Source organism: Luteolibacter sp. Populi (assembly GCF_040801775.1).
Lineage (GTDB): Bacteria > Verrucomicrobiota > Verrucomicrobiia > Verrucomicrobiales > Akkermansiaceae > Haloferula.
Window position 1 is genome coordinate 3877666 of the sequence record NZ_CP161812.1, and the last position, 23373, is coordinate 3901038.

Genomic DNA, 23373 nt, shown 5'->3' on the forward strand with positions numbered 1-23373 from the left:
CATGAACAACATCGTCGGCAGCCACGATCTCGTCTGGATCGTGCTGGATTCGCTGCGCTACGATGTGGCGGCCGAGCGGATGAACGCGGGAGAGACTGCGAATTTCGCGCGGCTCTTCCCCGGTGGCTGGGAGAAGCGGCATTCGCCCGCGAGCTTCACCTACCCCGCGCATCAGGCATTCTTCGCAGGCTTCCTGCCGACGCCGGCGGACCCGGCTGCCGATCAAGAGCGGCTGTTCGCGACCCGTTTCGGCGGCAGCAAGAGCGCGGGGCCGGACACCGCGGTCTTCAAGGGCCCCGACATCGTGTCCGGGCTGGCGGGCGCGGGCTATCACACGCTGTGCATCGGTGGGGTGGGATTTTTCAACAAGAAGACACCGCTCAGCCGGGTGCTGCCGGGCTACTTCCAAGAGAGCCATTGGTCGCGGGAAACCGGCGTGACTTCGCACGACTCCGCGGAGCGGCAATTCGAGCTGGCGGCGCGACGGCTGACGGAGATTCCCCGCGACGAGCGGGTCTTCCTTTTCATCAACCTCAGCGCGATCCACCGGCCGAACCGGCACTATCTGCCGGAAAAGAAGGACGACGATCTGCAGACGCATGCCGCGGCGCTGCGGCATGTCGATGCCTGCCTGCCGACACTGACGGAGGCCTTGCAAAAAAGGCGCGCGCCCGCTCACCTGCTGGCCTTCTCCGATCACGGCACGCTGTATGGAGAGGACGGCTTCACGGGCCACCGGATCGGACATCCGGCGGTTTACACGGTGCCCTACGCAGCCACAATCATCGCGAGCCCATGACTGCCGTTCCCACCCTGCGCGAGCGCCTGCTGGAAGATCCCTTCCAAGGTTACACCTACGCGTATCCCCACAAGACGGCCTACCGGCATTTTGATAAGCCCCATCCCTTGCGCGAGCTGTGGGCGGGCGAGGACAAGCAATCGCTCTTCCTCTACCTGCACCTGCCCTTCTGCGAGATGCGCTGCGGCTTCTGCAATCTCTTCACCACGGTCAACCCACAGGAGGGACGGGTCGGCCGATATCTCGATGCCGTCGAGCGGCAGGCGGAGGCGGTGGGAGAGGCGCTCGGAGCGCACCGTCATGCGCGGGCGGCGATCGGCGGAGGAACGCCGACCTTTCTAACAACGGCCGAGATGGCGCGGGTCTTCTCGATCCTGCGGCGGCATGCGGGTCTGGAGAAGGGCATCCCGCTTTCCTGCGAACTTTCGCCTGCAACGGCGGAGACGGAGAAGCTGGCGCAACTGCGCGAGGAAGGGGTGACGCGGGCGAGCATCGGCGTGCAGAGCTTCATCGAGAGCGAGACGCGCACGCTCGGCCGGCCGCAGAAGCCGGCGGTGCTGCATGCCGCGCTGGACCGGCTGGCGAAGGCGGGCTTCCCGGTGATGAATATTGATCTGATCTACGGGATGGATGGGCAGACGGTGGCAAGTTGGCTTTGCTCGCTGGCAGCGGCGCTGGAGTACGGGCCGCAAGAGCTGTTTCTCTATCCGCTCTACGTCCGTCCGCTGACCGGCCTGGGGCGGAAGGGCCGCGATCCCTCTGACATCCGCCTGCAGCTTTTCCGCGCGGGGCGGGATTTCCTTCTGAAGCGGGGCTACCGGCAGATTTCGCTGCGGCTCTTCCGCCACGAAAGCTGCCCCAACGAGGGGGACGGCGGTGCCTCATACTGCTGCCAGGAGGATGGCATGGTGGGGCTCGGGGCCGGTGCCCGCTCCTATACGAGCAAGGTTCACTATTGTACGGAATACGCCGTAGGTCGCGTGGGGATTCAGGCGATCCTCGACGATTTCGTGGCGCGGCCCGCGGATCACCATTCCTTCGCGTGGTATGGCTACGAGCTCACCGCGGCGGAGCAGAAGCGGCGCTACATTCTCAAGTCGCTGCTGCGGGCGGATGGCTTGGACGAGGCCGACTATGCGGCCTGGTGCGGCCAGACCTGGAGCGAGGATTTCCCGGAGCTTGGCGATTTGTTAGATTCCGGGCTCGTAGTCCGCGGGCACGGCAAGCTGCGCCTCACCTTGGCCGGAATGGAACGCGCGGATACCATCGGGCCTTGGCTCTACTCCGCCGAGGTGGAAGCACGGATGGCGGAATACGAACTCGCATGAAATGAACGCGCGCTGGAACATCCTGTACCGCGGGCCGCTCTCCAGCTGCAACTACGGCTGCCGCTACTGTCCCTTCGCGAAGAAACGCAACACGCCGGCCGAACTCCGCGAGGATGTGCTGAAGCTGGGTCGCTTCGTGGAATGGGTGGAGGCGCAGGCTCCGCGCGAGTTCGGTGTGCTCTTCACTCCCTGGGGCGAGGCCCTGATTCACCGGGCCTATCGTGAAGCCCTGCTGCGGCTCGGCGAGATGCCCCACGTGCGGCGCGTGGCCATCCAGACCAACCTGGCGTGCCAGCTCGATTGGCTAGGCGCGGCGGAACGCGGGACGGTCGCGCTGTGGTGCACCTTTCATCCGACCGAAACGAGCGCCGCCAAATTCGCGGCGAAGATCCACCGCCTCCGGGCTCTCGGCATCCGTCATAGCGTGGGAGCGGTCGGGGTGAAGGAACACTTGCCGGTGATTGAAGAACTGCGCTCGCTGCTGCCCGAGGATACCTATCTCTGGGTCAACGCCCTGAAAGGGAAGCCGCGATACTACGGCCAGGAGCACATCGATTTTCTCTCCGCCATCGACCCGCTGTTCCCGATCAATCTGCGGCAGCATGCCAGCCGGGGCAAAGCCTGTAGCGCTGGCCACACCAGCTTCACCGTGGATGGGGACGGCGTCGCCCGGCGCTGTCATTTTATAGAGACGCCCATCGGGAATATCCACGATCCGGACTTCCCATCACGCTTGGCCCCGCGGCCTTGTTCCAAGGTGATCTGCGGTTGTCATCTCGGCTACGTCCATCTGGAGGAATTGGGGTTGCAGCAGGTCTTCGGCGATGGATTGCTCGAGCGCATTCCCGATGGCTTCAGCCGCGCCGCTGGGTCATCATGAATTCATTGCCCTCGGGGTCGATGCACATCGCGAGGTGAAGCGGATCTTCCGGGGTATCGTTGGGTTCGCTGGCCAGCATGCCACCGCAATCGGCGAGCCGCGCGATTCCTTCGCGGAGGTCGTCGAGCTGGAAGGAAAGACCGGTCCAGGTGCGCTTCCCTTCGCCGCCGCCGTGAACTCCGATGGTCGCCCCGGCGATGACGATTTCGCTCCAAACTTCGGACTGGAAGCTGATCTTTCCGCCGAAGAGGGCCTCGTAAAAACGGAGGCAGCGCTGGTAGTCGGCGGCCCAGAGCACGTACTTCACTTTTTCGACCTGCATGGCAGCAGTTTGGGACGAATGTCGTGCAAGGAGCAATGAGCTTCCGTGCAAGACGGCTGGGTGAGCTGTTTCAAATCAACTTTCGCCGAAAGCGCGATCCCTTTGAGCCTCAGCCACCCATGGCAAGAGGCGAGTTTGGCAGCAAACATGCGATTGAATAAATCACCCGCGGGGTGCGTCTCCCGGATATCGACACTTTCTGAACCAAGGAGGAACCGAAATGAAAACCAAATACTTCTCCATACTTGGGGTGGCGGCCGTGCTTGCCGCTGCGAGTCCCAACTTTCATCCCTTCACGACCGCTCATGCGCTTGAGACTGAGGCCGTCCAGCCGAAGGAGGAGGACATGCAGATCCTCACCCGCGGTCCGGTGCACGAGGCCTTTGCCGAGGCAGTGAGCGAGCGGCCGGAGCCCGGCTTCATCGTCACCAAAGCCGTGCCCTCGCCGATCGAAGAGCTGCCGCCCGAGCAACAGCTTGAAGGCGACAACGTCACTTGGATCTCGGGCTATTGGGCATGGGATGATGATACCACCGATTTCCTCTGGATCAGCGGCGTGTGGCGGAACATCCCGCCCGGCCGACAGTGGGTCCCTGGCTATTGGAGCGATCTGAATGACGGCCGTTGGCAATGGACCTCCGGCTACTGGGCGGACTCGGAAAATACCCAGGTGGATTACGTCGAAGAAGCCCCGCCCGCGTCGGTGGACGCCGGCCCGAATATCGAGGCGCCCGATGAAGACTCGACTTGGATCCCCGGCAACTGGCGCTACGCCGAGACCCGCTACGTGTGGAGCCCCGGCTATTATACTCCCCTGCGCCCCGACTGGACCTGGGTGCCCTCGCGCTGGTGCTGGTCGCCCCGCGGCTATTCCTACGTGGATGGCTACTGGGACTACGCCATTGAGAATCGCGGGGTGCTCTTCGCCCCGGTCTACTACCGCCGTCCGTTGTGGAGCGATCCCGGCTACTACTACACTCCTAGTGTCGTGGTGAGCTTGGGCGTCTTCAACAACCACTGCTGGATCCGCCCGCGCTCCGGCCACTACTACTTCGGGGACTACTACGCGCCCCGCTACGGCGGTCTCGGCTTCTACCCGTCTTACGCGTGGCATGGCCGTCGTGGTTGCTACGACCCGATCTGGGCGCACAACCGCTGGAACCACCGTCACGACCACGGCTGGAACAATCGCTTCCGCGATCGCTTCAACTTCTTCCGCGACAACGAGGGTGCACGGCCGCTTCACACGTGGGCGGCGATGCGCGACTTCCGCAATGACCGCTTTAGCAACGACGACCGTAGCCGCAGCCGGCTCTTCGCGAGTTCGCTGAACGGCTTTGCCAAAAACCCGGTGGGTGGCGAACGCTTCCGCCCGCTGGATCAGAACCGCCGCGCGCAGATCGTCGCACAGCGTCAGGAAATGCGGGACTTCACGCAACAGCGCCGCCAGCTTGAAAGGCGGCCCGCGGTTCGTCCGGACAATAACAATGCCACTCGTGGGGAGGGCCGCACGAACGTGGTTCGCCAGCAGCTCCGCCGCTCGCCGGTGGTCGGCCGCCAAGCCGAGAAGTTCGCGCAGAACCAAGCTCCGCCACGTCGTCCGCAAGCACGCGGTACCCAAGTCCGCCCCGACGCGGTGGTACGCCCCAATGCCGGTCGCAACGCCCTCGCCGAAGGCCGTGGCCGCGGTGGCAACGCCAACCGCGCCGTCCCGCAAGTGAACCGCGATCGGGTCCAACCCGGCGCGGGCAAAGCGACGCCGCAACGCACACCCCAAGTCGCCCCTGGGCGCGAAGGCCAAGCACAGCGCCAGGCCCAGCCTCAGCGCCAACAGGCAAGGCCACAGCCGCAACGCCAGGCCCAACCGCAGCGCCAACAGGCAAGGCCACAGCCGCAGCGTCAGGTCCAACCGCAGCGCCAACAGGCAAGGCCGCAGCCGCAACGCCAGGTCCAACCGCAGCGCCAACAGGCAAGGCCACAGCCGCAACGCCAGGTCCAACCGCAGCGCCAACAGGTAAGGCCGCAGCCTCAGCGCCAAGCCCAACCGCAGCGCCAACAAGCAAGACCGCAGCCTCAGCGCCAAGCCCAACCGCAGCGCCAACAGGCGAGGCCGCAGCCTCAACGCCAGGCCCAACCGCAGCGTCAGGTTCAACCCCAACGTCAGCAAGCAAGACCTCAGGCCAAGCCTCAACCACAACGCCAGGCCGCACCACAACGTCAACAGGCAAGACCCCAGCCGCGATCCGCACCCCAACGGCAGTCCCAGCAGCAGCAGCGCGGAAGGAACCGGTCTAACGGTTGACCGCAGCTGGCTCCCCTATTCACCATCCGCCGCGGGAGGCCCAGGCCTCCCGCGGCTTTTTTTTGATGCAGGATTCGACAGCCGCGGCAGCCTGCGCTCCCCCTTACCGACATTTCCGTGATGCTTCACGGACGGCTCTTCCCCTGGGAGCGCGGAGCCACCGGCCCGCAGAACGGTCCCTCGCCGCCGTGGGCACGCGAGGATCGGCAGCCAAGCACGGTGTCCTCCACAACCAGCCCGCGATATGTAGCGTCGGTAGCGTCGACTAGCCCGCTTCTGCGGGACAGTGCCTCCGCGCTCCCAGGCGCTGACGCGTCAGAACCGCGTCATTTCGCGTGAATCCGCAGCGCACTCGCCAAGAACGGCGCGGTCCTCGACTTCTTCGACTTCGCCACCGTCTCCGGCGGGCCCTGCGCGATAATCGTGCCGCCTTGATCCCCGGCCTCAGGGCCGAGATCGAGAATCCAATCGGCCTCCGCAGCCACGGCCATGTGGTGCTCGATGACGATCACCGTGTGACCCTCGTCGACCAGACGATGCAGCACGTCGATGAGCCGCTTCACGTCTTCTAGGTGCAGGCCCACGGTAGGCTCCTCGATCAGATAGAGGTTCGAGCGGCTGAGGGTCTTGAGATTCTTCGCGGAGACCCGGCCCTTGGTCAGTTCGGTGACCAGCTTGATCCGCTGCGCCTCGCCACCGCTGAGCGTGGGCGAGGGCTGGCCGAGCTGGAGATAGCCGAGCCCGGTATCCGCGAGGAGCTTCAGCGGCGCGGCGATCCGCGGCTGCGATTCGAAGAACTCCGCCGCCTGCTCGATGGTCATGCGCAGCACCTCGCCGATGTTCTTCTCGCGGAAGCGTACCTCGAGCGTCGCGGGGTCGTAGCGCATTTCGTTGCATGCCTCGCAGGGCACCCAGGTGCTGGGCAGGAAATCCATCTCCAGCTTCACCCGGCCATTTCCTTCGCAGATCGCGCAGCGGCCATCGCCGGTATTGAAGGAGAAGCGCGAGGCCTCGTAGCCGCGCACACGGGAGTCCGGGAGCTGCGCGAAGAGCTTGCGGATGTCGTCGAAGACCTTGACGTAAGTCGCCGGGCAAGAGCGCGAGGTCTTGCCGATCGGCGACTGGTCCACCTCGTAGATGGACTGCAGTTTCTCGAAGCCCGATGCCGAGCGCCACTTGCGAACCGCATTCTTCGGTGCCTTCGAGTTCGCCGCCTTGGCCCGCGCCGCATCGGCCACGCAGGAGTGCATCAGCGTGGATTTCCCGGATCCCGAAATTCCGGTCAGCACGGTCAAGCGGCCCAGCGGAATGGCGACATCGATGAACTTGAGATTGTTCGCACGGCAGCCTTCCACCTTCAGCAGCGGATGATTTTTCGGCACGCTGCGACGGCTGCCACGCGTCGGGTGGACGATCGGGTGCGAGAGCGCGCGGTAGGTCGGCGATGCCTCCAGATCGAAGGTCGAAGTCACGGCTGCCTTCTTGCCTTTCTTTGGCACTTGATCCTTCTCACTTGGCACTTGCGGCGGCGGACCCTGATAGACGATCTGCCCGCCGAGTCTCCCCGCTCCCGGGCCCAAGTCGATCAGGTGATCCGCGCGGGCAATGGTGTCTTCATCGTGCTCGACCACGATCAGGCTGTTGCCCCGGTCGCGCAGCGCCACCAGCGTCTCTAGCAAGGCGGCGTTGTCGCGGGGGTGAAGACCGATGGTCGGCTCATCCAGCACATACAAGACACCGCGCAAGTTGCTGCCGAGTTGCGCGGCCAGGCGGATGCGTTGGCTTTCGCCGCCGCTGAGCGTGCGCGCCGAGCGGTCGAGCTGGAGATAGCCGAGCCCGACCTCCTGCAAGAAGGACAGCCGCTGTCGGATCTCCGGCAGGATGTCCCGGGCGATCAGGGTTTCGCGGTTGCCGGAGATCTTGATCTTCGCGAAATGATCCGAGGCATGCTCGACCGGCAGCCGCGCCAGGTCGGCGAGCGGGACGCCTTGGAAACGAACGGCACGGCCCTCGGGATTGAGACGAGCCCCGTGGCAAGCGGGGCATTCGACAAGTTCTTCATCCTCCATCCGCTCGATCTTGCGGTCCTCATCCATCTCCGCCTCGAGCACGGATTCGTAGCGTGAGGTATCCAGGTGGTGCCGGTGCTTCGGCACCATGCCGTGGCCGCGGCACTCCTCGCACCAGCCGTGTGGCGAGTTAAAGGAGAACAGGCGCGGGTCGAGCTCCTCAAAGGAACGGTGGCAGCTCGGACAGCTCGCCTCGCTGGACAGCAGCACGAATTTCTTGTCCGGCGTGAAAAGCTTCAGCGTTCCCTTGCCGATATCGAGGGCGCGCGGAACGGCGGTAGCCAGGGAATATTCCCCTTTCTTCGGGTCCTTGAGAATCTGGGATTTAAGATCTGAAATCTCAGAGACCACGACGTCGATATCGTGCTCCTTGAACCGCTCCAGCCGCGTGAACCCCTCCGCGTTGCGGAACTGCTTGTCTACTAGAAGTCTCGTAAATCCCTGTTTCAGCGCCCACTCGGCGACTTCCGTGTGGTAGCCCTTCCGGCTCTTGATGACCGGCGCGAGGATCGAGACCGGGCCCTTCTTGAGAAGATCGCGGATGCTCTTCTCGATCGCTGCGACCGATTGCTTCTCCACCGGTATATTGCAATCCGGGCAGTAGCGGGTGCCGAGCTTCGCATAGAAGAGGCGCACGAAGTTCCAGACTTCGGTCACGGTCGCGACCGTCGATTTCATCCCGCCCTGCGAGACACGTTGCTCGATCGCCACCGTGGGCGGCAAGCCGGAGAGCGAGTCGAGTTCAGGTTTCTCCAATTGCTCGGCGAATTGCCGCGCGTAGGCGGACATCGAGTCAAGGAAGCGGCGCTGGCCTTCCGCAAAGAGGATATCGAAGGCGAGCGTCGACTTGCCCGAGCCGCTCAGGCCCGAGACGACCACGAATTGATCGCGCGGGATGTCGATCGAGATGTTCTTCAGGTTGTGCTCCCGGCCCCCGCGGAGGGAGATCATGTTGCTGGGCTTCGGGATCAGCCGTGGAATCACCGCTTCCTCCCTGAGGCGGGTATTGCGGGCTACTGCACCCATCAGGTAGGGCTGCAGGAAGCGCGCGGTCTCCGTGCCGAGGCTGGCGATATGCTCGGGCGTGCCCTCCCCGACGAGCTGACCACCCTTCGTCCCGGCCTCCGGGCCAAGATCGATGATCCAGTCGGCGCACTTGATGACATCGAGGTTGTGCTCGATCACCAGCAGGCTTTGACCAGCTTCGACGAGGCGCTGGAACACGCCTAACAGGCGTTCGATATCCGAGAAGTGCAGGCCGGTGGTCGGCTCGTCGAGGATCAGCAGCTTGGAAAGCTTCGCAGCCGCTCCCTGGGACTTGGAATTCGCTTCCGCCAGCAACTGGCAGAGCTTGAGGCGCTGCGACTCGCCGCCGGAGAGCGTGTTCAGCGGCTGGCCGAGCTTGAGGTAACCGAGGCCGACTTCGGCCAAGGGTTCGAGCAGGCGGCAGATTTGTTCGTGGCGCTTGGCGTGGGCGATCGGCAGGCCTTCCTTCTCTCCGTAAAAGGCAAGCGTTTCCTCGATCGAGAGGTCGAGGATGTCCGCGATCGACTTGCCGAGATAGTGGATGTCGAGCGTCGAGGGCTTATAGCGGCGACCATTGCAATCCGGGCAGGTGACGTGGAGGTCGGAGAGGAACTGCATCTCCACCTTCTCGCTGCCGGCCCCGGCGCAGCGGTCGCAGCGGCCCTCGCCGGAATTGAAAGAGAAGAAACCGGTGCTGAGGTTTGCGGCCTTCGCATAGTCCGTATTGGCGAAGAGCTGGCGGATCGGGTCGAAGGCACCGACCAGAACCGCCGGCGTCGAGCGCGGGGTGCGGGCCAGCGGCGATTGATCGACCAGCAGGACATCGCTCAAGTACTGCGTGCCCCGTAGCTCTTTCACCGGAGCGGGATCGAGGTCCGATTCGTCCTTGCGCAGCTTGCGGGCGAGGTTCGCGTAGATGACGTCGTGAGCCAGGGTCGATTTGCCGGAACCGGAGACGCCGGTAAGGCAGGCGAAGAGTCCGAGCGGAAGCTCGATATCGAGCTTCTTGAGATTGTGGCGCGAGGCACCGCGGATCTCGATCTTCCGCGCGCCCGGCTTGCGGCGGTTCTTCGGGATCGGAATCGAGCGCTCGCCGTTGAGCCAGGGAAGCGTGCCAACCAAAGCCGGCTTGCCCTTCTTCGATTCGAGCGCGCGGCCATCGTTCACAGGCCCTTGGAAGACCAGGCTGCCGCCGTGCTGGCCGGCGGCGGGGCCGATATCGAGGAGCTGGTCGGCAGCGCGCATCACGGCTTCCTCGTGCTCGACAACGACGAGCGTATTCCCTTTGTCGCGCAGGCCGTGCATCACGCCGACGAGGCGGTGGATATCCCGCGCATGGAGTCCGACGGTGGGCTCATCGAGGACAAACAGCGTATTGGTCAGCGACGCACCGAGGCAAGTGGTGAGGTTCACCCGCTCGATCTCGCCGCCGCTCAGGGTGCGCGCCGGGCGATCGAGGGTCAGGTAACCGAGGCCGACTTCATTGAGATAGAAGAGACGGGAGGTGATCTCGGTGAGAATCAGATCCAACGAGGCATCGGCCGCGCCGCTCGGATGCTGGAACTTCGCGCTCGTCATCTCGGACCGGTGATCGGAGAACCAATCGCGGAGGTCGGAGATGGCGAAGCTCCAGAGGTCGGGCAGGGTCTTGCCATGGATCTTGTAGCAAAGGGCTTCCGGTTGAAGACGGCGACCGCGACAGGTGGTGCAGGTGGTGTAAGAGCGGTAACGGCTCAGGAAGATGCGGACGTGCATCTTGTAGGCCTTCGTCTCCAGCCAGTCGAAGAAGCCCTTCACCCTGTACCAGCCGCCGGACTGCTTGAGCTCTTCCAGCGAGTCCAGGTCCACGGTCGAACCGCCGGTGGTATTGCGGGAATTACTGTCGCCGTAGTAGATCCATTCGCGGGTCTCCTCATCGAGATCCTCCCAAGGCGTATTGATGTCGATCTTCCGCTCCTTGCAGCAGCGCAGCAGGTCGCGCTGGCATTCCTCGCCGCGCTCGCCTTGGAAGGGCTTGACCACGCCGCGCCGGATCGACAGCGAGGGATCGGGCACCGCGCGGTCGAGATCAAGGCCGATCACCCGGCCGAAGCCGCGGCACTTCGGGCAGGCGCCGAGCGGATTGTTGAAGGAGAAAAGCGCGGCGGAAGGCGCCCGCAGGGAATTGCCGGTATTCGGGTTTGTCCAGGTGGACGAGAAGAGGCGGACGTCGAACTTCGGACTTTTGCCCTTCGATGGGAAAAAGATCGAGACGTGGCCCTTGCCGAGGGTGAAGGAGTGCTCGAGCGCTTCGAGGAGACGGCTGCGGTTCTCCGCAAGGAGAGGAATGCGGTCCTGGATCACCGCAATCTGAGATTTCAGATTGGGAATTTGAGATTTTGAGGGCTCGTCGGTGCGGTGGATCTCATTGCCGATCAGGACGCGGAGATAGCCCTGCTGCTTGAGGAAGGGAAAGAGGTCCTCGCTCTTGGTATCCTTCGGGATCGCGACCGGAAAGGTGACGAGCACTTGCTCACCGGGAAGATTCTCGAAGGCCCAGGTGGCGGTGGATTCCGGGGAATCGGGGCGGATCTCCTCCCCGGTATCGGGATCATAACCGCGCGCGGCGCGGCCATAGAGAAGCTTCAGGTAATCGTTGATCTCCGTGAGCGTCCCGACCGTGGAACGGGTGGTGCGGATGTTGTTCTTCTGCTCGATCGCGATGGCGGGCGGGATGCCGTCGATGTGATCGACCACTGGCTTGTCCATGCGGTCGAAGAACTGCCGGACATAGGGCGAGAAGGTCTCCACATAGCGGCGCTGCCCCTCGGCATAAAGGGTGTGGAACGCCAAAGACGATTTTCCCGAGCCGGAAGGCCCGGTAACGACGGTGAGCTGGCCGAGCGGGATATCGAGATCGAGGCTCTTCAGGTTGTGCTGGCGGGCACCGCGGATGCGGATCACGGCGGGTGCAGCGGGCGGCGGGGACGACTTTTTCGCGGGCACGGCGGGAGAGTAGAGAGGAAGCCCGGGTCCGCCAGCGGAGTTTCCGCGGTCTGCGGGAACTGCGTAAGCAAAATGCCGTATCGCGGGGAATCCTCCCTCAGAGCCCTGCCGCCCATTTGAGGACTTCGTCCGCAAGTAGTGGCTTTTCCTGAACAGCTAGTTTCCCCGGCTCTCCCGAGGCACGGTAGCCCGCCTCGATATCGGCTGTCGGAAACTTGCCGCCGGTATTAAAAAGAAGCAGCGGATTCGGGGCCGCGAGCATCGCACCACCGGAGAAGGTCCCGATCGTCCGGAGACCCGGCGCGAAAAGGCCGGGAGCCAGCAGGTCCTCGTCCCGGGCCAGATCCATTCCGCGGCAATCCACCGCCACGGCATCCGCCATGGGTGCCATGGAGAGTGCAAGCATCCCGGCCCGGCCTTCTCCGAAAAGGACGATGCGATTTACCTCCGGATTCTCCCGGTACATTTGGAGGGTCACGACCAAGGCCCTGACCTGGTTCTGCAACTGCGTCCGGTTATAAGTCGTGAAAAATCCCGAGAACTCGTCCTGCGGGTCCTCCGGTCCAGACATACGAAACGAGACGACGGTCATTCCTTCCTTTTGCTCGACCTGGAAGGGCTGATCGCAAAGCTTGATCACGACGGTCGACTGTAGCCGGGGATTCTGCGGCCCTCGTCCTGGCGATTCCCGGAAATCTTTGCGTTCGCGCCACTCGGGGATCCACTCGGTCTGCAGGACCTGTCTCCAAGCAGGGAGCATCACATCCCTGAACCTGTTGAAGCCCGCCTTGTCAACCGGCACGAGCTTCTGCCACTGCTGCTTTCGCTCTTCCTTCCGCGCCGCGATGAAGGCCTCCATCGTCAAGGCATCGGCCGGCAGCTTGCCATCGGGGAAGACGCGGAGATCCGCGTCGGGCTCTTTTTGGTAAGGCTGCTCCTTGAGTGAACCGGGATCCGTGAGGAAGCGGTGGCCGAGCCAGTTGTAAGCGGCCTCTCGGCTGGTCCGGTTGTAGTTGTGGCCGAAGTCGAAGCGGACCGACTGAAAGCGGTCTGCCGCGTTAAAGAGCTTGTAGATCCCGGCGATGGCAGGGCCTTCCACTTCCAGCGTCGTCTTGGTCCAATCTCCGGTGGCAGCGATGAGAAGCTGCGGCCGCGGTGCCGCGGCTGCCGCGATCTCCATGTTCGAATATTCCACGCGCAAGCCGGGCGCATTCTCGCAATTGCAGCCACCCTGCATGCTATGGCTGACCATCACCGCCGGGATCTGCGCGGCCAGCCGCTTGTCGATCGCGCCAAGAATGAAAGTCTGGGTGCCGCCGCCGGATTCACCGGTGCAAGCGAGCCGCTTCGGATCGGCATCGGGCAAAGTCTCCAGGAAATCGAGGGCCCGGATGCTGTTCCACGTCTGCAAGCCCATCAGGTTGATGCCCCATAGTTCGTCGGCCGGCGTCGTGCCGTAGCGACGGTGAAGGCCGGCGTCGGCATTCGCGAAAGACGTGTCATTGTAGCCCACCATGTCGTATGAAAACGCGATCATGCCTTGGCGCGCGAAGCTGATGCAGCGGGCGGCGATGCTGCCTGCAGCCTCATCCGCCATCCGGCCGTTTTCCCAATGGCCATGGGGATTGAGGATGGCTGGGAAAGGGCCGCTGCCCTTGCCGAGGGGCCGGTAGAGATTGCCGCCGAGGTAGAAACCCGGGTAGGGCTGAAGGTGGACCTTCTCAACGCTGTAGCCATCGCGCTCGATCTTGCCAAAGACGGTGGCTTGGAGCGGGCTCTTCTCCGGGAGTGGCCAGAGCCCGCAACTGACGAGGATCTGCTCGCGGATCTCCGTAGCGCGGAATTCCCAATCGGCGCGGGATTCGATCTTCGGGAAACTCCGGGGCGTGGACAGGGTCTGCTGCCCCGGGAGCTGCAATGGCAAGAGAAGGATGAAGAGGAGCGAGCGCATTCGGTTTGCGACCCTAGATCAAGGCTTGCACTCGGCAAGCTTGCACCAGCGAAGGGCCGGTGCGATGAGGGGCCCGTGGAATCGATGGAAGAAATCGTAGCCCGGGAACTGGGCGCGGACGGTATCGCGAAGATGGTCGCAGGCTTCTACCGGCGGGTGAGGACGGACGATCTGCTGGGGCCGCTGTATCCGGCGGCGGACCTCGAAGGAGCGGAGACGCGCTTGCGGGAATTCCTGCAGTTCCGGTTTCTCGGCACGCAAGCTTACATCGAGAACCGGGGACATCCGCGCTTGAGGATGCGGCATGTCCCTTTCGAGATCGGGGATGCGCAGCGCGACCGCTGGGTGGCGCTGATGGAGGCCGCCATGGACGAAGCCGGGATCCAAGGAGAGGCACGGGCCGTGATCTCGCCGTTCTTCGCGCAGGTGGCGGAGGCGATGAGGAACCGATAGGGTCAAATCGGCTCAGGAACGCGGGACCCGCTTGCCGCTGATTTTATCGCCTTTGTTGTTCGTGCCCTTGAAGATGTCGGGATCCTTGGCAAGCGTGACATTGTCCTCGAAGCCGGACTGCCATTTGACCGAGTAAGAGCGCTCGCCACCCTCATTGGAAACAAGGGCCCAAGTGCCGCTGTCCTTGCCTTTGCGGACGGTGTGGTCATCGCAGAAGACGCAGATGGCGGGCGTCCAGACCCAAGCATCGACGATCGGATCGCTGCCTTGGACGATTTTCCAAGCGAAGATATTATCCCCGTTCTGGTTCGAGCCGGAAATCTTCATGCCACTCTCGTTGAGCGATACCTGGTCGATCCATTTGCCGTCATCCCAGGAGAATTCGTAATTGGTTCCGCCGAAACCCTTGGGCTTCCAAGTGCCCTCGACCTTCTGGGTGTCGTTGAAGGCGGTGCCGTCGGGCCGGACGGTGACGATCTCCGTGGACAGCCACACCCAGCGGCCGGGGACACCGGGTTTCGCGGTGGCCTCGGAGGCGGCAGCGTTCATCACTTCTTCCCCACCTTCAATCATGGTGGGCAGCCAGGTTTTCAATGCGGCAGCTTTGGCGGCGCGGGACTCGGCGGCCTTCGCCCCCTTGGCATCGCCATCGACGGCGAGCTTCTTGCCGAGTTCGCCCATGCGGGTGGCGTAGGAAGCGCGGATCTTGTCGGCCTTCGCCTCGAACGCGGCATCGATCGCCTTCTGCTTGGTGAGGCAGAACTCGTTGATCTTCGACATGCGCTGGGAAAGGCGGATGCCGCTGGAAGCATCCACCACGGCGGGGACGCGGTTGCCCTTCACGAGGGCCTTGAGCATCGCGACATCGCGGTTCCACGAGGACTGCTCGTTTTTGCTAAGGTCCTTGTGCCAGCCATCGATGTCCCAAGCGAAAGCCTTGGCATTGGCGGCGAGCTCCTTGTCGCGGTCCTTGTTGAGGTTTTCGAGAAGCTCCTTGGCCTTGGCTTCGAGTTCCGCCACCACCGGCGGAGCCGCGACATCCGCATGGCCGGCACCACCGCCGCCACCATCGCCGGGGCTGATATCCCATTCGACGATGAAGCCGGAGGCCGGGTCACCGGCATAGGCGCTGAGCCAATCGCCGCCGGGAATGACTTTCAAGAGGCCGCCATGATTGCTTGGCTGGGCTTCATCCTGCCAGCGGGTGTAGCCGAAGGCTTCGCCGGTGAGCCAGACCCACTTCTCGTCCTGGCGGTAGCCGCCGGCCCAGAGGCCGTCCTTGATGTCCTCGGCCGGGAGATGTTCGGCGAGCCATTTGGCCCTCTCCTCGGTATCGGGGATCATGAGGTGGCCTTTCGCCGCCTCGCAGAGTTCGACCGCCTTCGCGAAGCTGCTCGTGCTGTAGGCGAAGTAAATGAGACGGCCGTCGTATTCGATGGTACCGGGCGGCAGGACGGGCGTGCCGGCCTCGATCGACTTGCCAGCCCGGGCAAGGACGAGGGCGAGCGCGGAGGGATCGGTCCCATCCGCCTGCCACTGGATCACGAAGGGGTAACGGTCCGCGGTTTCGCGGGCCTGAAGACCGCCCTTGGCATCAAGGATCAGGTAGGACCCCTTGCCCTCCGGCTTGGTGTCGAGGTGCCAGGAGCTGCCATCGATCCATGACCAGCTCTGACCGCCGACCGTGCCGGCACCGATCCAGAGGCCGGCTTCCGCACCGGCCTCGGCGGGCGCGGGCATCAGGCTGGCCACCTGCTGGAGCGCCTTGTCGCTTTCGGCGACGAAGAGCTGCGCGCCGTGCTTGGCGGCGAAGGCTTGGGCCGCCGTCCAGCTCATCGCCGTGGGGATGACCATGAAGTGGGTTTCCCCAAGCTTCACGCTGCCTTCCGGCATGGAGTCGCGCTTGCCGGAGACGAGGGCGGCCTTGAGCTTGGCCAAGGATTCGAGCGGCGCGGCGGAGACGGTGGCGGGATCCTTGGCGTCGGGAAGACCCCTCTCCTTGTCCCGATCCCGGTCCGGACGCTTGGTCTCGGCCGGCGAGACCACCGCGGTGCCGTCCTTGGCCCCGCCCGGGCCCTTGGGAGTAGTCGCGTCGTCCTGCGCGCTGCTGAACTTCGACCAGCCGATGGCGACGATGATGATGGCGGCGGCGAGCATGAGCAAACCCTTGACCCCTCCGCCGGAAGAAGAGTCGCGGCTGCTCGAACTCTGGTAGCTGCCCGCAGCGCGGGGAGGCCGGCGCGGTCCGCCGGCACGACCGGCCACCGGCTGGGCGGCGGCGGGAGCGGAGGCCTTGCGCACCCAGGCATCGAGATCCGCGGAAAAGTCTTCCGCGCTCTGGTAGCGCATGCTGGCGACCGGGTGCATCGCCTTGTCGCAGATCCGGTCCAAGGCAACATCGCAACCGCAGACGGTCGAGGCGGGCGGCTGGTAGTTGTTGAAAGGCGGACAGCGGCCGATCAGCAGTTCGTAAAGCACCACGCCGAGGGCGAAGAGATCCGAACGGCGGTCGGCCTTCTCCGGGTGATGGAAAACTTCCGGCGCCACATACCCCGGCGTGCCCATGATCAGCCCGGAGCCGTCCTCATCGGAAGGCCGGGCCAAGCCGAAGTCGCCGATCTTCGGGACGACCTTCTCGTTGAGGAGAATGTTCGCGGGCTTGATGTCGCGGTGAATCACGCCGTTTTCGTGAGCGTGGGCGAGGCCATCGCAGATGCCCTTGACGATGCCGACCGCCTGGATCGGATCGACCTGCATGTTATAAGCGGAGTGGAACAGCGATTTGCCATTCACGAACTCCATGACAATGTAGGGCATGCCATCCACATCGCCGTAGTCATAGACGCCGATGAGGTTGGGATGGTTGAGGCGGGCCATGGCCTTGGCCTCAACTTCGAACGATTGGCGGAACTCCGGATCCTCACCGAGTTCACGGGGCAGGATCTTGATCGCCACATCGCGATCAAGGCTGCGTTGGCGCGCCTTGTAGACGGCACCCATGCCGCCTTGGGCGATGAACGCCTCGAAATCGTAAGCCGGAAGCAACTCGGCGAGGAGGTCAAAGGAGGGAGCTTCGAAGGAATCTGCACTCATGGAGGAATCTGATGCGTCTTAGCAAGAAAGCGCGGCTCTGGCGATTGGAAGGAATGCCGCATCTTCGTAACGCCACGTAGCTCTGAAAAATTCAAAGTTTCGCGCGTGGCTTGAGAAGTAGACACCGCCGCGCGCGATTTCTTTGAACGGAAGTGTAATTTTCACGTAAACTTCACTTAACAGGGAAGTCTTAGGGAACTGGCGGAGGAGTGAATGCAGGGCGCTGAGGCAGGAACCTTTCTCCGAAAGGTCCGGCTGGGGCAGGCCCGAACCCTCGCTCCGACGCCGGTTCATCGCAGACCGCCGCCATCCACCGCACCGCTCGGAGAGCGGTCCCTGCCTTTTCCAAGTCAGCCGCTTACTCCGCGGCCAGGAAATCCTCCGGGCTGACCTTGGCATTCTCGCCCCAGCTCTTTTGCCCCGGGGTCCCGTTCGCCTCGTACTTCACCGTAAGGCCTTTGTTCCAGCCGGGACTCGGATCCGCACCCAGATCGCCGGGGTTCACCCAAAAGGCGCGGCGCTCCGTGATCAGGAGTTTTTGGACGCGCTCGGTCACATCGGCATCCTTGCCGCCGGCACCGTAAGTCGCGGACAGGATCTTGAAGCCGGCCTGAAGGACCACGGGTTTGGCTTCCTCCACGCCGAAGCTGCCCAGCCAGGCGTCCAGGTCGCTCGCCGCCGTGACCCGGCGCTGGATCGTTGCCGCCACATCCGGCGGGGACGCGGCCACGGCGGCATTCATGCGCGTGACGTAGGAGTCGCGGATCTTGCCCGCCTTGGTGTTGAAATCGGCATCGATCGCCGTCTGCTTGTCGGCACAGAAACCGGCGACCTTGCTCATCTGCTCGGACATGCGGAAGCCGCCGGCAGCGGCATCGAGCTTCGCCGGGACGCGATTGTTGACGACCGACTTCTTGAGCATCTCGACATCGCGTTTCCAAGCGGCGAGCTCGTTCTTGCTGAGGTCCTTCATCCAGGTATCAAGATCCCATTGGAAGGTCTTGGCATTTGCCGCCAGGGCCTTGTCACGTTCCTTGGAGAGATTGTCCACGAGTTGCCGGGCCTTCGCTTCCAAGTCGGCCAGCGCGGGCGGCAGCTTCTCCTCGACGACCGGAGGCGGGACCGAGGGATCACTTCCGTCCAGCCCGGCTTTTCCGGCACCGGCCCATTCGATGATGAAGCCGGCGGCGCTGCTATCCGGGAAGTCGTTGACCCAGCCTCGCCCCGGGAGGGCCTTCAGCCTGCCGCCGGGTCCGCTGGCCTGCGCTTCATCGCTCCAGCGGGTATAGTCCCAGGCAGCACCGCTTGCCCACTGCCAGGCATCGCTCTCGCGCATCCCGCCGAGCCAGTAGCCGGCGCTGCCGCCGCTGGCGGGGAGTTTCGTGGCAATCCAATCGTCCAACTCGCGGGTGGAGGGAGATATCAGCTTGCCGCCCGCCGCCATGGCGAGCTCGAGAGCCTTCTCGTAGGTCGCCGGGCCGGTGGCGATGAAGACCAGGGACCCGCCTTGGGCGAGCGTGCCGGGCGGATACACGGGCGCTCCGGCGGCGATCGAGTCTCCGCTGCGGCCGAGCATCTCGGCGAGTGCCGCAGGATTCTTGCCATCCTCCCGCCACTGGATCGCGAAGGGGTAGCGATCCGCCGGCTCGCGAACCTGCAAGGCCCCCTTGGCATCGAGCACGAGGTAAGATCCTTCCCCTTCCGGTTGGAGAGCGGCCTGCCACGGCGTGCCATCGATCCAGGACCATTGATCCTTCCCGGCACTGCCGGCACCGATCCACAGCCCCGCCTCCGCGCCACCTTCGGCAGGCGGTGTGAGCGCGGCGAGCTTCTCCAAATCCGCCGCCGACTTCGCCACGAAAAGGTGGGCTCCGTGCTCCGCCGCAAACGCGGAGGCCGCCGCCCAACCCAGCGGCGTGGGGATGACCATGAAATGCGTGGTGCCGAGCGCCACGCTGCCTTCGGGCATGGGCTCGCGCGCGCCGGAGACCAGGGCGGATTTCAGCTTGGCCAGAGACTCGAGCGGCGCCAGCGCCTCCGCGGGCTCCGGGCTTTCATCCGGCTTGACCGGGCGGCTTGGCACCGCCTTGGCAGGCTCGTCCTTGGCCTTCGGCTGGGTCGCCTGGGCCTGCTGGATCGCATCGGCCGTCGCCTGCTGGCTGGAGTTATACTTCGACCACCCGATCGCGACGACCACGATGGCGGCGGCAAGCATCAGCAAGCCCTTGACCGCTCCCGAAGAAGACGACGGCTGGTGCTCGACCCGATAGCCGGCGGTCTGCGGCACGAGCCGCCGCGGCCCGACGGGCGACTGCTGCGGCAGGGCGGCCGGGCCTGCGGAACCGGGCGCCGAGGCGGAATGCCGCAACCAAGCGTCGAGATCCGCGGACATTTCCTCCGCGGTCTGGTAGCGGAGATCCGCCAGCGGATTCATCGCCTTCGCGCAAATCCGGTCGAGCGAGATATCGCAACCGCAGAGCGTCGAGGGCGGCGGGGTGCTGTCATAGGGCGGGCAGCGGCCGATCAGCAGTTCGTAGAGGACGACGCCCAAGGCAAAGAGATCGGAGCGGCGGTCGGCCTTCTCCGGGTGCTGGAGGACTTCCCGCGCGACGTAGCCGGGCGTGCCCATGACCAGGCCGGAGCCATCCATATCCGCAGGCCGGGCCAGCCCGAAGTCCCCGATCTTCGGCACGGCGCGCGGCGTGAGCAGAATATTGGCCGGCTTGATGTCGCGGTGGATGACGCCGTTTTCGTGGGCGTGGGCGAGACCATCGCAGATGCCCTTGACGATGCCGACCGCCTGGACCGGATCCACCGCCAGATTGACCGCCGAGTGGAACAGCGATTTGCCGTTCACGAACTCCATGACGATGTACGGCATGCCGTCCACCTCGCCATAGTCGTAGACGCCGATCAGGTTCGGATGGTTGAGGCGGGCCATGGCCTTCGCCTCGGTCTCGAAGGAGGCCACGAATTCCGGGTCCTCCCCGAACTCGCGGGGCAGGATCTTGATGGCGACATCGCGATCGAGGCTGCGCTGGCGCGCCTTGTACACGGCACCCATCCCGCCCTTGGCGATGAAGGCCTCGAACTCGTAGGCCGGGAGCAACTCGGCCAAGTGTTCGATGCTGGGAGCTTCAAAGGGATCTGCACTCATGGGAAAACTCGTGGCGTCGACTTATCAGAAGCGCCCGCCACTGGCGATTGGAAGCAATGCCGCCGCTTTGTAGCGAGACATAAGGCGGGAAATGTGGCTTTTGCAGCAGATGGAGGGCCACCGGGGATCTTCCAAGGACCCCTTTCGGTCCGGACCACCCCTATTCGGATGGCGGTAGCAGGGCCGGTGGCGGATCGTCCGTGGGCGGCAAGGCTGGTGGCGTGGAGTCGGCGGGAGGAGCGGGCATTTCCGCGGGCTCCGGCGGCTTGGGGGCCGCAGGCGCGGGAGCCGGCTTGGGAGCGGCAGGCGGCGTGGTCGGCGGAGCGGGCGTTTCCGCACTCTGCTCCCCGGCTGGCGGCGGCGGGTTGTCGCGCTCGTTCTGGACCTCCTTGATCTTCTTCCAGAGGAAATACACGGCCACGAGGACGACCCCGACGATCAGGATGTGCTGGAGCAGCGCCCAGTCGGTCTCGTTCTTCTTGCGGCGCTGGACGACGACCGGTGCGGGTGCGGCGCGGCGGCGCGGGGCGGTGTGGGCGATCGGCACCGGCGCGACCCGGGACCGCGGGCGCTGCATGGTGCGCAGGGCCATGCCTTCCGGTTCCTTGTCGGCCCATGACGCGAGCTCCAGCGCCATTTCATCCGCGGTGGAGTAGCGGCGGTCCGGGTCCGGATCGGTGGCCTTCTTGAAGATGGCGTCGAGCCGCGGGTCGCAATTGACCATCGCGGAGGGCAGCTCGGACTCATCTTCGGGCCGCTGGCCGGTGATCAATTCGTAGAGGATGACGCCGACGGCATAGATATCCGTACGACGGTCGCAGTGCTCCGGATTGTCGTAGATCTCCGGCGCGGTGTAACCGGGGGTCCCCATGATCAGGCCCGGGCCTTCCGCCCAGTGGGGCCGGGCCAGCCCGAAGTCCCCGATCTTCGGGATGATCTTCTCGTTGAGGAGGATATTGGCGGGCTTGATGTCGCGGTGGATCACGCCGTTCTCGTGGGCGTGGGCGAGACCGTCGCAGATCGCCTTGACGATGGCGGCGGCCTGGCCGGGTTCCACGGCCAGGTTGTAGGCGGAGTGGTAGAGCGACTTCCCGTTCACGTACTCCATCACGATGTAGAGCATCCCGTCGATGGCCCCGAAGTCGTACACGCCGATCAGGTTCGGGTGATTCATCCGGCCCATGGCCTTGGCCTCGGTCTCGAAGGAGAGGCGGAAGTCCGGGTCGTCCCCGAGTTCGCGGGGCAGGACCTTCACCGCCACATCGCGGTCGAGCGCGATCTGGCGCGCCTTGTAAACCGCCCCCATGCCGCCTTGGGCAATGAAATCGGTAAACTCGTAGGCGGGCAGGAGCGCGGAAAGCGCCTCCAGGGTCGGGGCTTCAAAGGACGCGGAACTCATCTTGGGCGCTGGAGGCGATAGCGGGCAAATCCCGGTTTGGCCAGTGGAAGAAATGGCGGCGGGCTAGAGAGGCGCGTGATAAACGATCCACTCCGGCACTTTGATGGCAAAATTGTAAAGAATGTGCAGAAGGATGGCGGTCGCGAGATTGCCGGTGGCGGCGAAGCAGAGGGCGCAAGCCACGCCCACGAAGCCGACGGAAAGAAGGCCGTAGGTGTCGTAGAAATGCACCATGGCAAACACCGCGGCAGAGAGCAGGGTTGCGGCGGGGACGCGGATCCGGTTGGCCAGCGAGCGGAAAAGGACGCCGCGGTAGAGGATTTCCTCCGCGATCGGGGCCGCCAGGCAGGCGGAGGCCAGGGCCAGGATCAGGCCCCACCAGCCGGCTTCATCAGCGCTGAGGCCGCCGGTCGGATCCGGGCGGATGTGGCTGGCGAGCGCGAATTTCAGGCCGTGGTCGATGACGGTGAGCAGGGCGAAGGTGCCGAGGATGAGAAAGACATCCGGCTTCGCGAAGAGGCCGAGGCGGCCGATGGCGTGGCCGCCCTTCCGGAAAAAGAAGCCAAGCACGACGAGGGCTGGGAGCAGGCGGGTGGCCGCATCCAGAACCGCCAGGACCGGCGGCTCCAGGTAGATGGGCTGCCCCGAGAAAGCACCGGCTATGACCAGATTCAGCAGCAGTTGGAATCCGATCGAGGCCAGGTAAGCCATGAGGAAGACGCCCAGCCCGACACTCATCGGCCAGCGGCCGACGTAGCCCGGCGTGCGGGAGACCATGGCGCGCCCGAAAGCCGCGAGGGTCCGCGGCAGGAAGAGGAATCCGACCAGGGCGAACAGCCAGACCGCGCCGCGCGAAACGCAGGCGCGGAGCACGAGCTCGCGATTCCGGGAATCTTCCTCCGCGGTCTCCGGCTTCAGGCCGATCTCGGTGGCACCGCGGTTGCCAAAGGCAACGAGGTAGCGGCGGTCCCACCAGGAATCCCGGCCTTCCGCGACGCGATTGATGATGATCGCAGGGTCCGGTGGACCGGGCAGGCGCGGATCGACGAAGGGGCCGCGGACCGGATCCTGGTCCCGGCGGATCGCGTCAAGAATGGCCAGCGCATAGCCGCCTTCCACATCGAGCACCTTCTCCGTGCCGAGTTCGGCCAGGGAACGGACCGAGATATCGAGGGTCGGCCGGAGTCCGTGGATGCCGAGGGCGGTGCGGGCCCACGGCGGGAAGTCCTGGGTGGATTCCGCCATGCGCAGGTCGCGATCGATCTTGACCAGGGCCATGCGGCAGGCGTCCTCGGAGTACTGTCCTTCCTCCTCCGGAAAGTGGTTCATCCAGAGCCAGACGCCGGTGAAAAACATCAAAAGCGCCAGCACCGGCTCCGGAAAGCTCCGGCGCAGGATCTGACGATAGGGGTTGGCCGGCGTTTTTAGGGCTCGCGCGTCGATGCGCGGCAGCATTGCGGTTTTTTTAGAAAAATGCAAGCTCCTCCGACAGTCACGGGATCTTAAATAAAAAGCCCTGTGGCGGTTCTGGCACTTCCGAAATTCTGCTTTCCTCAAGTTATGTTATGCTGTAGTCGATTCCAAACGCTCGGCTTGTTATCTTATTCGG

12 protein-coding genes are annotated in these 23373 nt (G+C 64.3%); 5 read left to right on the forward strand and 7 right to left on the reverse strand.

The window, feature by feature from the left end:
* Window position 1 precedes the first annotated feature (1 nt).
* The 3 genes from ABWK72_RS15865 to ABWK72_RS15875 are packed head-to-tail and all read left to right on the forward strand — an operon-like array spanning window position 2 to window position 3007.
* Window positions 2–799, forward strand: coding sequence for an STM4013/SEN3800 family hydrolase (locus ABWK72_RS15865; RefSeq protein WP_367870547.1), 798 nt, complete (start codon window positions 2–4; stop codon window positions 797–799).
* Window positions 796–2127: an STM4012 family radical SAM protein gene (locus tag ABWK72_RS15870; protein WP_367870548.1), complete on the forward strand. Its 1332-nt coding sequence runs from the start codon at window positions 796–798 to the stop codon at window positions 2125–2127. The genes ABWK72_RS15865 and ABWK72_RS15870 overlap by 4 nt, the downstream gene beginning before the upstream one ends.
* 1 nt (window position 2128) lies before the next feature.
* Complete coding sequence (locus ABWK72_RS15875) at window positions 2129–3007, forward strand: STM4011 family radical SAM protein (RefSeq protein WP_367870549.1); 879 nt, start codon at window positions 2129–2131, stop codon at window positions 3005–3007.
* Here ABWK72_RS15875 and ABWK72_RS15880 read toward each other — a convergent pair.
* The gene (locus ABWK72_RS15880; RefSeq protein ID WP_367870550.1) at window positions 2982–3329 is read right to left on the reverse strand and encodes a VOC family protein; all 348 of its coding nucleotides are present in this window, start codon (window positions 3327–3329) and stop codon (window positions 2982–2984) included. The genes ABWK72_RS15875 and ABWK72_RS15880 overlap by 26 nt on opposite strands.
* Before the next feature lie 220 nt (window positions 3330–3549).
* Between ABWK72_RS15880 and ABWK72_RS15885 the strand changes: the two genes are divergently transcribed.
* Complete coding sequence (locus tag ABWK72_RS15885) at window positions 3550–5631, forward strand: hypothetical protein (protein WP_367870551.1); 2082 nt, start codon at window positions 3550–3552, stop codon at window positions 5629–5631.
* Window positions 5632–5957: 326 nt separating this feature from the next.
* Here ABWK72_RS15885 and uvrA read toward each other — a convergent pair whose 3' ends face one another.
* Entirely contained in the window at window positions 5958–11711 is a 5754-nt protein-coding gene (uvrA, locus tag ABWK72_RS15890) for an excinuclease ABC subunit UvrA (protein ID WP_367870552.1), read from the reverse strand.
* Window positions 11712–11808: 97 nt separating this feature from the next.
* Entirely contained in the window at window positions 11809–13662 is a 1854-nt protein-coding gene (locus ABWK72_RS15895; RefSeq protein ID WP_367870553.1) for an alpha/beta hydrolase family protein, read from the reverse strand.
* Window positions 13663–13746: 84 nt separating this feature from the next.
* On the opposite strand from ABWK72_RS15895, the gene ABWK72_RS15900 reads away from it, so the two are divergent.
* Window positions 13747–14115, forward strand: coding sequence for a globin (locus ABWK72_RS15900; protein WP_367870554.1), 369 nt, complete (start codon window positions 13747–13749; stop codon window positions 14113–14115).
* A 12-nt stretch (window positions 14116–14127) separates the two neighbouring features.
* Here the strand turns inward: ABWK72_RS15900 and ABWK72_RS15905 are convergent, their stop codons facing one another.
* The 4 genes from ABWK72_RS15905 to ABWK72_RS15920 form a co-directional block, all read right to left on the reverse strand.
* Window positions 14128–17208 (reverse strand): protein kinase, encoded by a 3081-nt coding sequence (locus tag ABWK72_RS15905; RefSeq protein WP_367870555.1) that lies wholly within the window; start codon window positions 17206–17208, stop codon window positions 14128–14130.
* Window positions 17209–17566: 358 nt separating this feature from the next.
* Complete coding sequence (locus ABWK72_RS15910) at window positions 17567–20365, reverse strand: protein kinase (RefSeq protein ID WP_367870556.1); 2799 nt, start codon at window positions 20363–20365, stop codon at window positions 17567–17569.
* A 160-nt stretch (window positions 20366–20525) separates the two neighbouring features.
* Window positions 20526–21764 (reverse strand): serine/threonine-protein kinase, encoded by a 1239-nt coding sequence (locus tag ABWK72_RS15915; RefSeq protein ID WP_367870557.1) that lies wholly within the window; start codon window positions 21762–21764, stop codon window positions 20526–20528.
* Window positions 21765–21827: 63 nt separating this feature from the next.
* Window positions 21828–23219 (reverse strand): lysostaphin resistance A-like protein, encoded by a 1392-nt coding sequence (locus ABWK72_RS15920; protein WP_367870558.1) that lies wholly within the window; start codon window positions 23217–23219, stop codon window positions 21828–21830.
* Between the last annotated feature and the right edge of the window lie 154 nt (window positions 23220–23373).

What these genes read in the sequence shown, in the direction of transcription:
- ABWK72_RS15920 (WP_367870558.1), bottom strand. Translation starts at nt 23,219, where the DNA reads ATGCTGCCGCGCATCGACGCGCGAGCCCTAAAAACGCCGGCCAACCCC.
- ABWK72_RS15910 (WP_367870556.1), bottom strand. Translation starts at nt 20,365, where the DNA reads ATGAGTGCAGATCCCTTTGAAGCTCCCAGCATCGAACACTTGGCCGAG.
- ABWK72_RS15880 (WP_367870550.1), bottom strand. Translation starts at nt 3,329, where the DNA reads ATGCAGGTCGAAAAAGTGAAGTACGTGCTCTGGGCCGCCGACTACCAG.
- ABWK72_RS15915 (WP_367870557.1), bottom strand. Translation starts at nt 21,764, where the DNA reads ATGAGTTCCGCGTCCTTTGAAGCCCCGACCCTGGAGGCGCTTTCCGCG.
- ABWK72_RS15885 (WP_367870551.1), top strand. Translation starts at nt 3,550, where the DNA reads ATGAAAACCAAATACTTCTCCATACTTGGGGTGGCGGCCGTGCTTGCC.
- ABWK72_RS15895 (WP_367870553.1), bottom strand. Translation starts at nt 13,662, where the DNA reads ATGCGCTCGCTCCTCTTCATCCTTCTCTTGCCATTGCAGCTCCCGGGG.
- ABWK72_RS15905 (WP_367870555.1), bottom strand. Translation starts at nt 17,208, where the DNA reads ATGAGTGCAGATTCCTTCGAAGCTCCCTCCTTTGACCTCCTCGCCGAG.
- ABWK72_RS15870 (WP_367870548.1), top strand. Translation starts at nt 796, where the DNA reads ATGACTGCCGTTCCCACCCTGCGCGAGCGCCTGCTGGAAGATCCCTTC.
- ABWK72_RS15865 (WP_367870547.1), top strand. Translation starts at nt 2, where the DNA reads ATGAACAACATCGTCGGCAGCCACGATCTCGTCTGGATCGTGCTGGAT.
- ABWK72_RS15875 (WP_367870549.1), top strand. Translation starts at nt 2,129, where the DNA reads ATGAACGCGCGCTGGAACATCCTGTACCGCGGGCCGCTCTCCAGCTGC.
- ABWK72_RS15900 (WP_367870554.1), top strand. Translation starts at nt 13,747, where the DNA reads ATGGAAGAAATCGTAGCCCGGGAACTGGGCGCGGACGGTATCGCGAAG.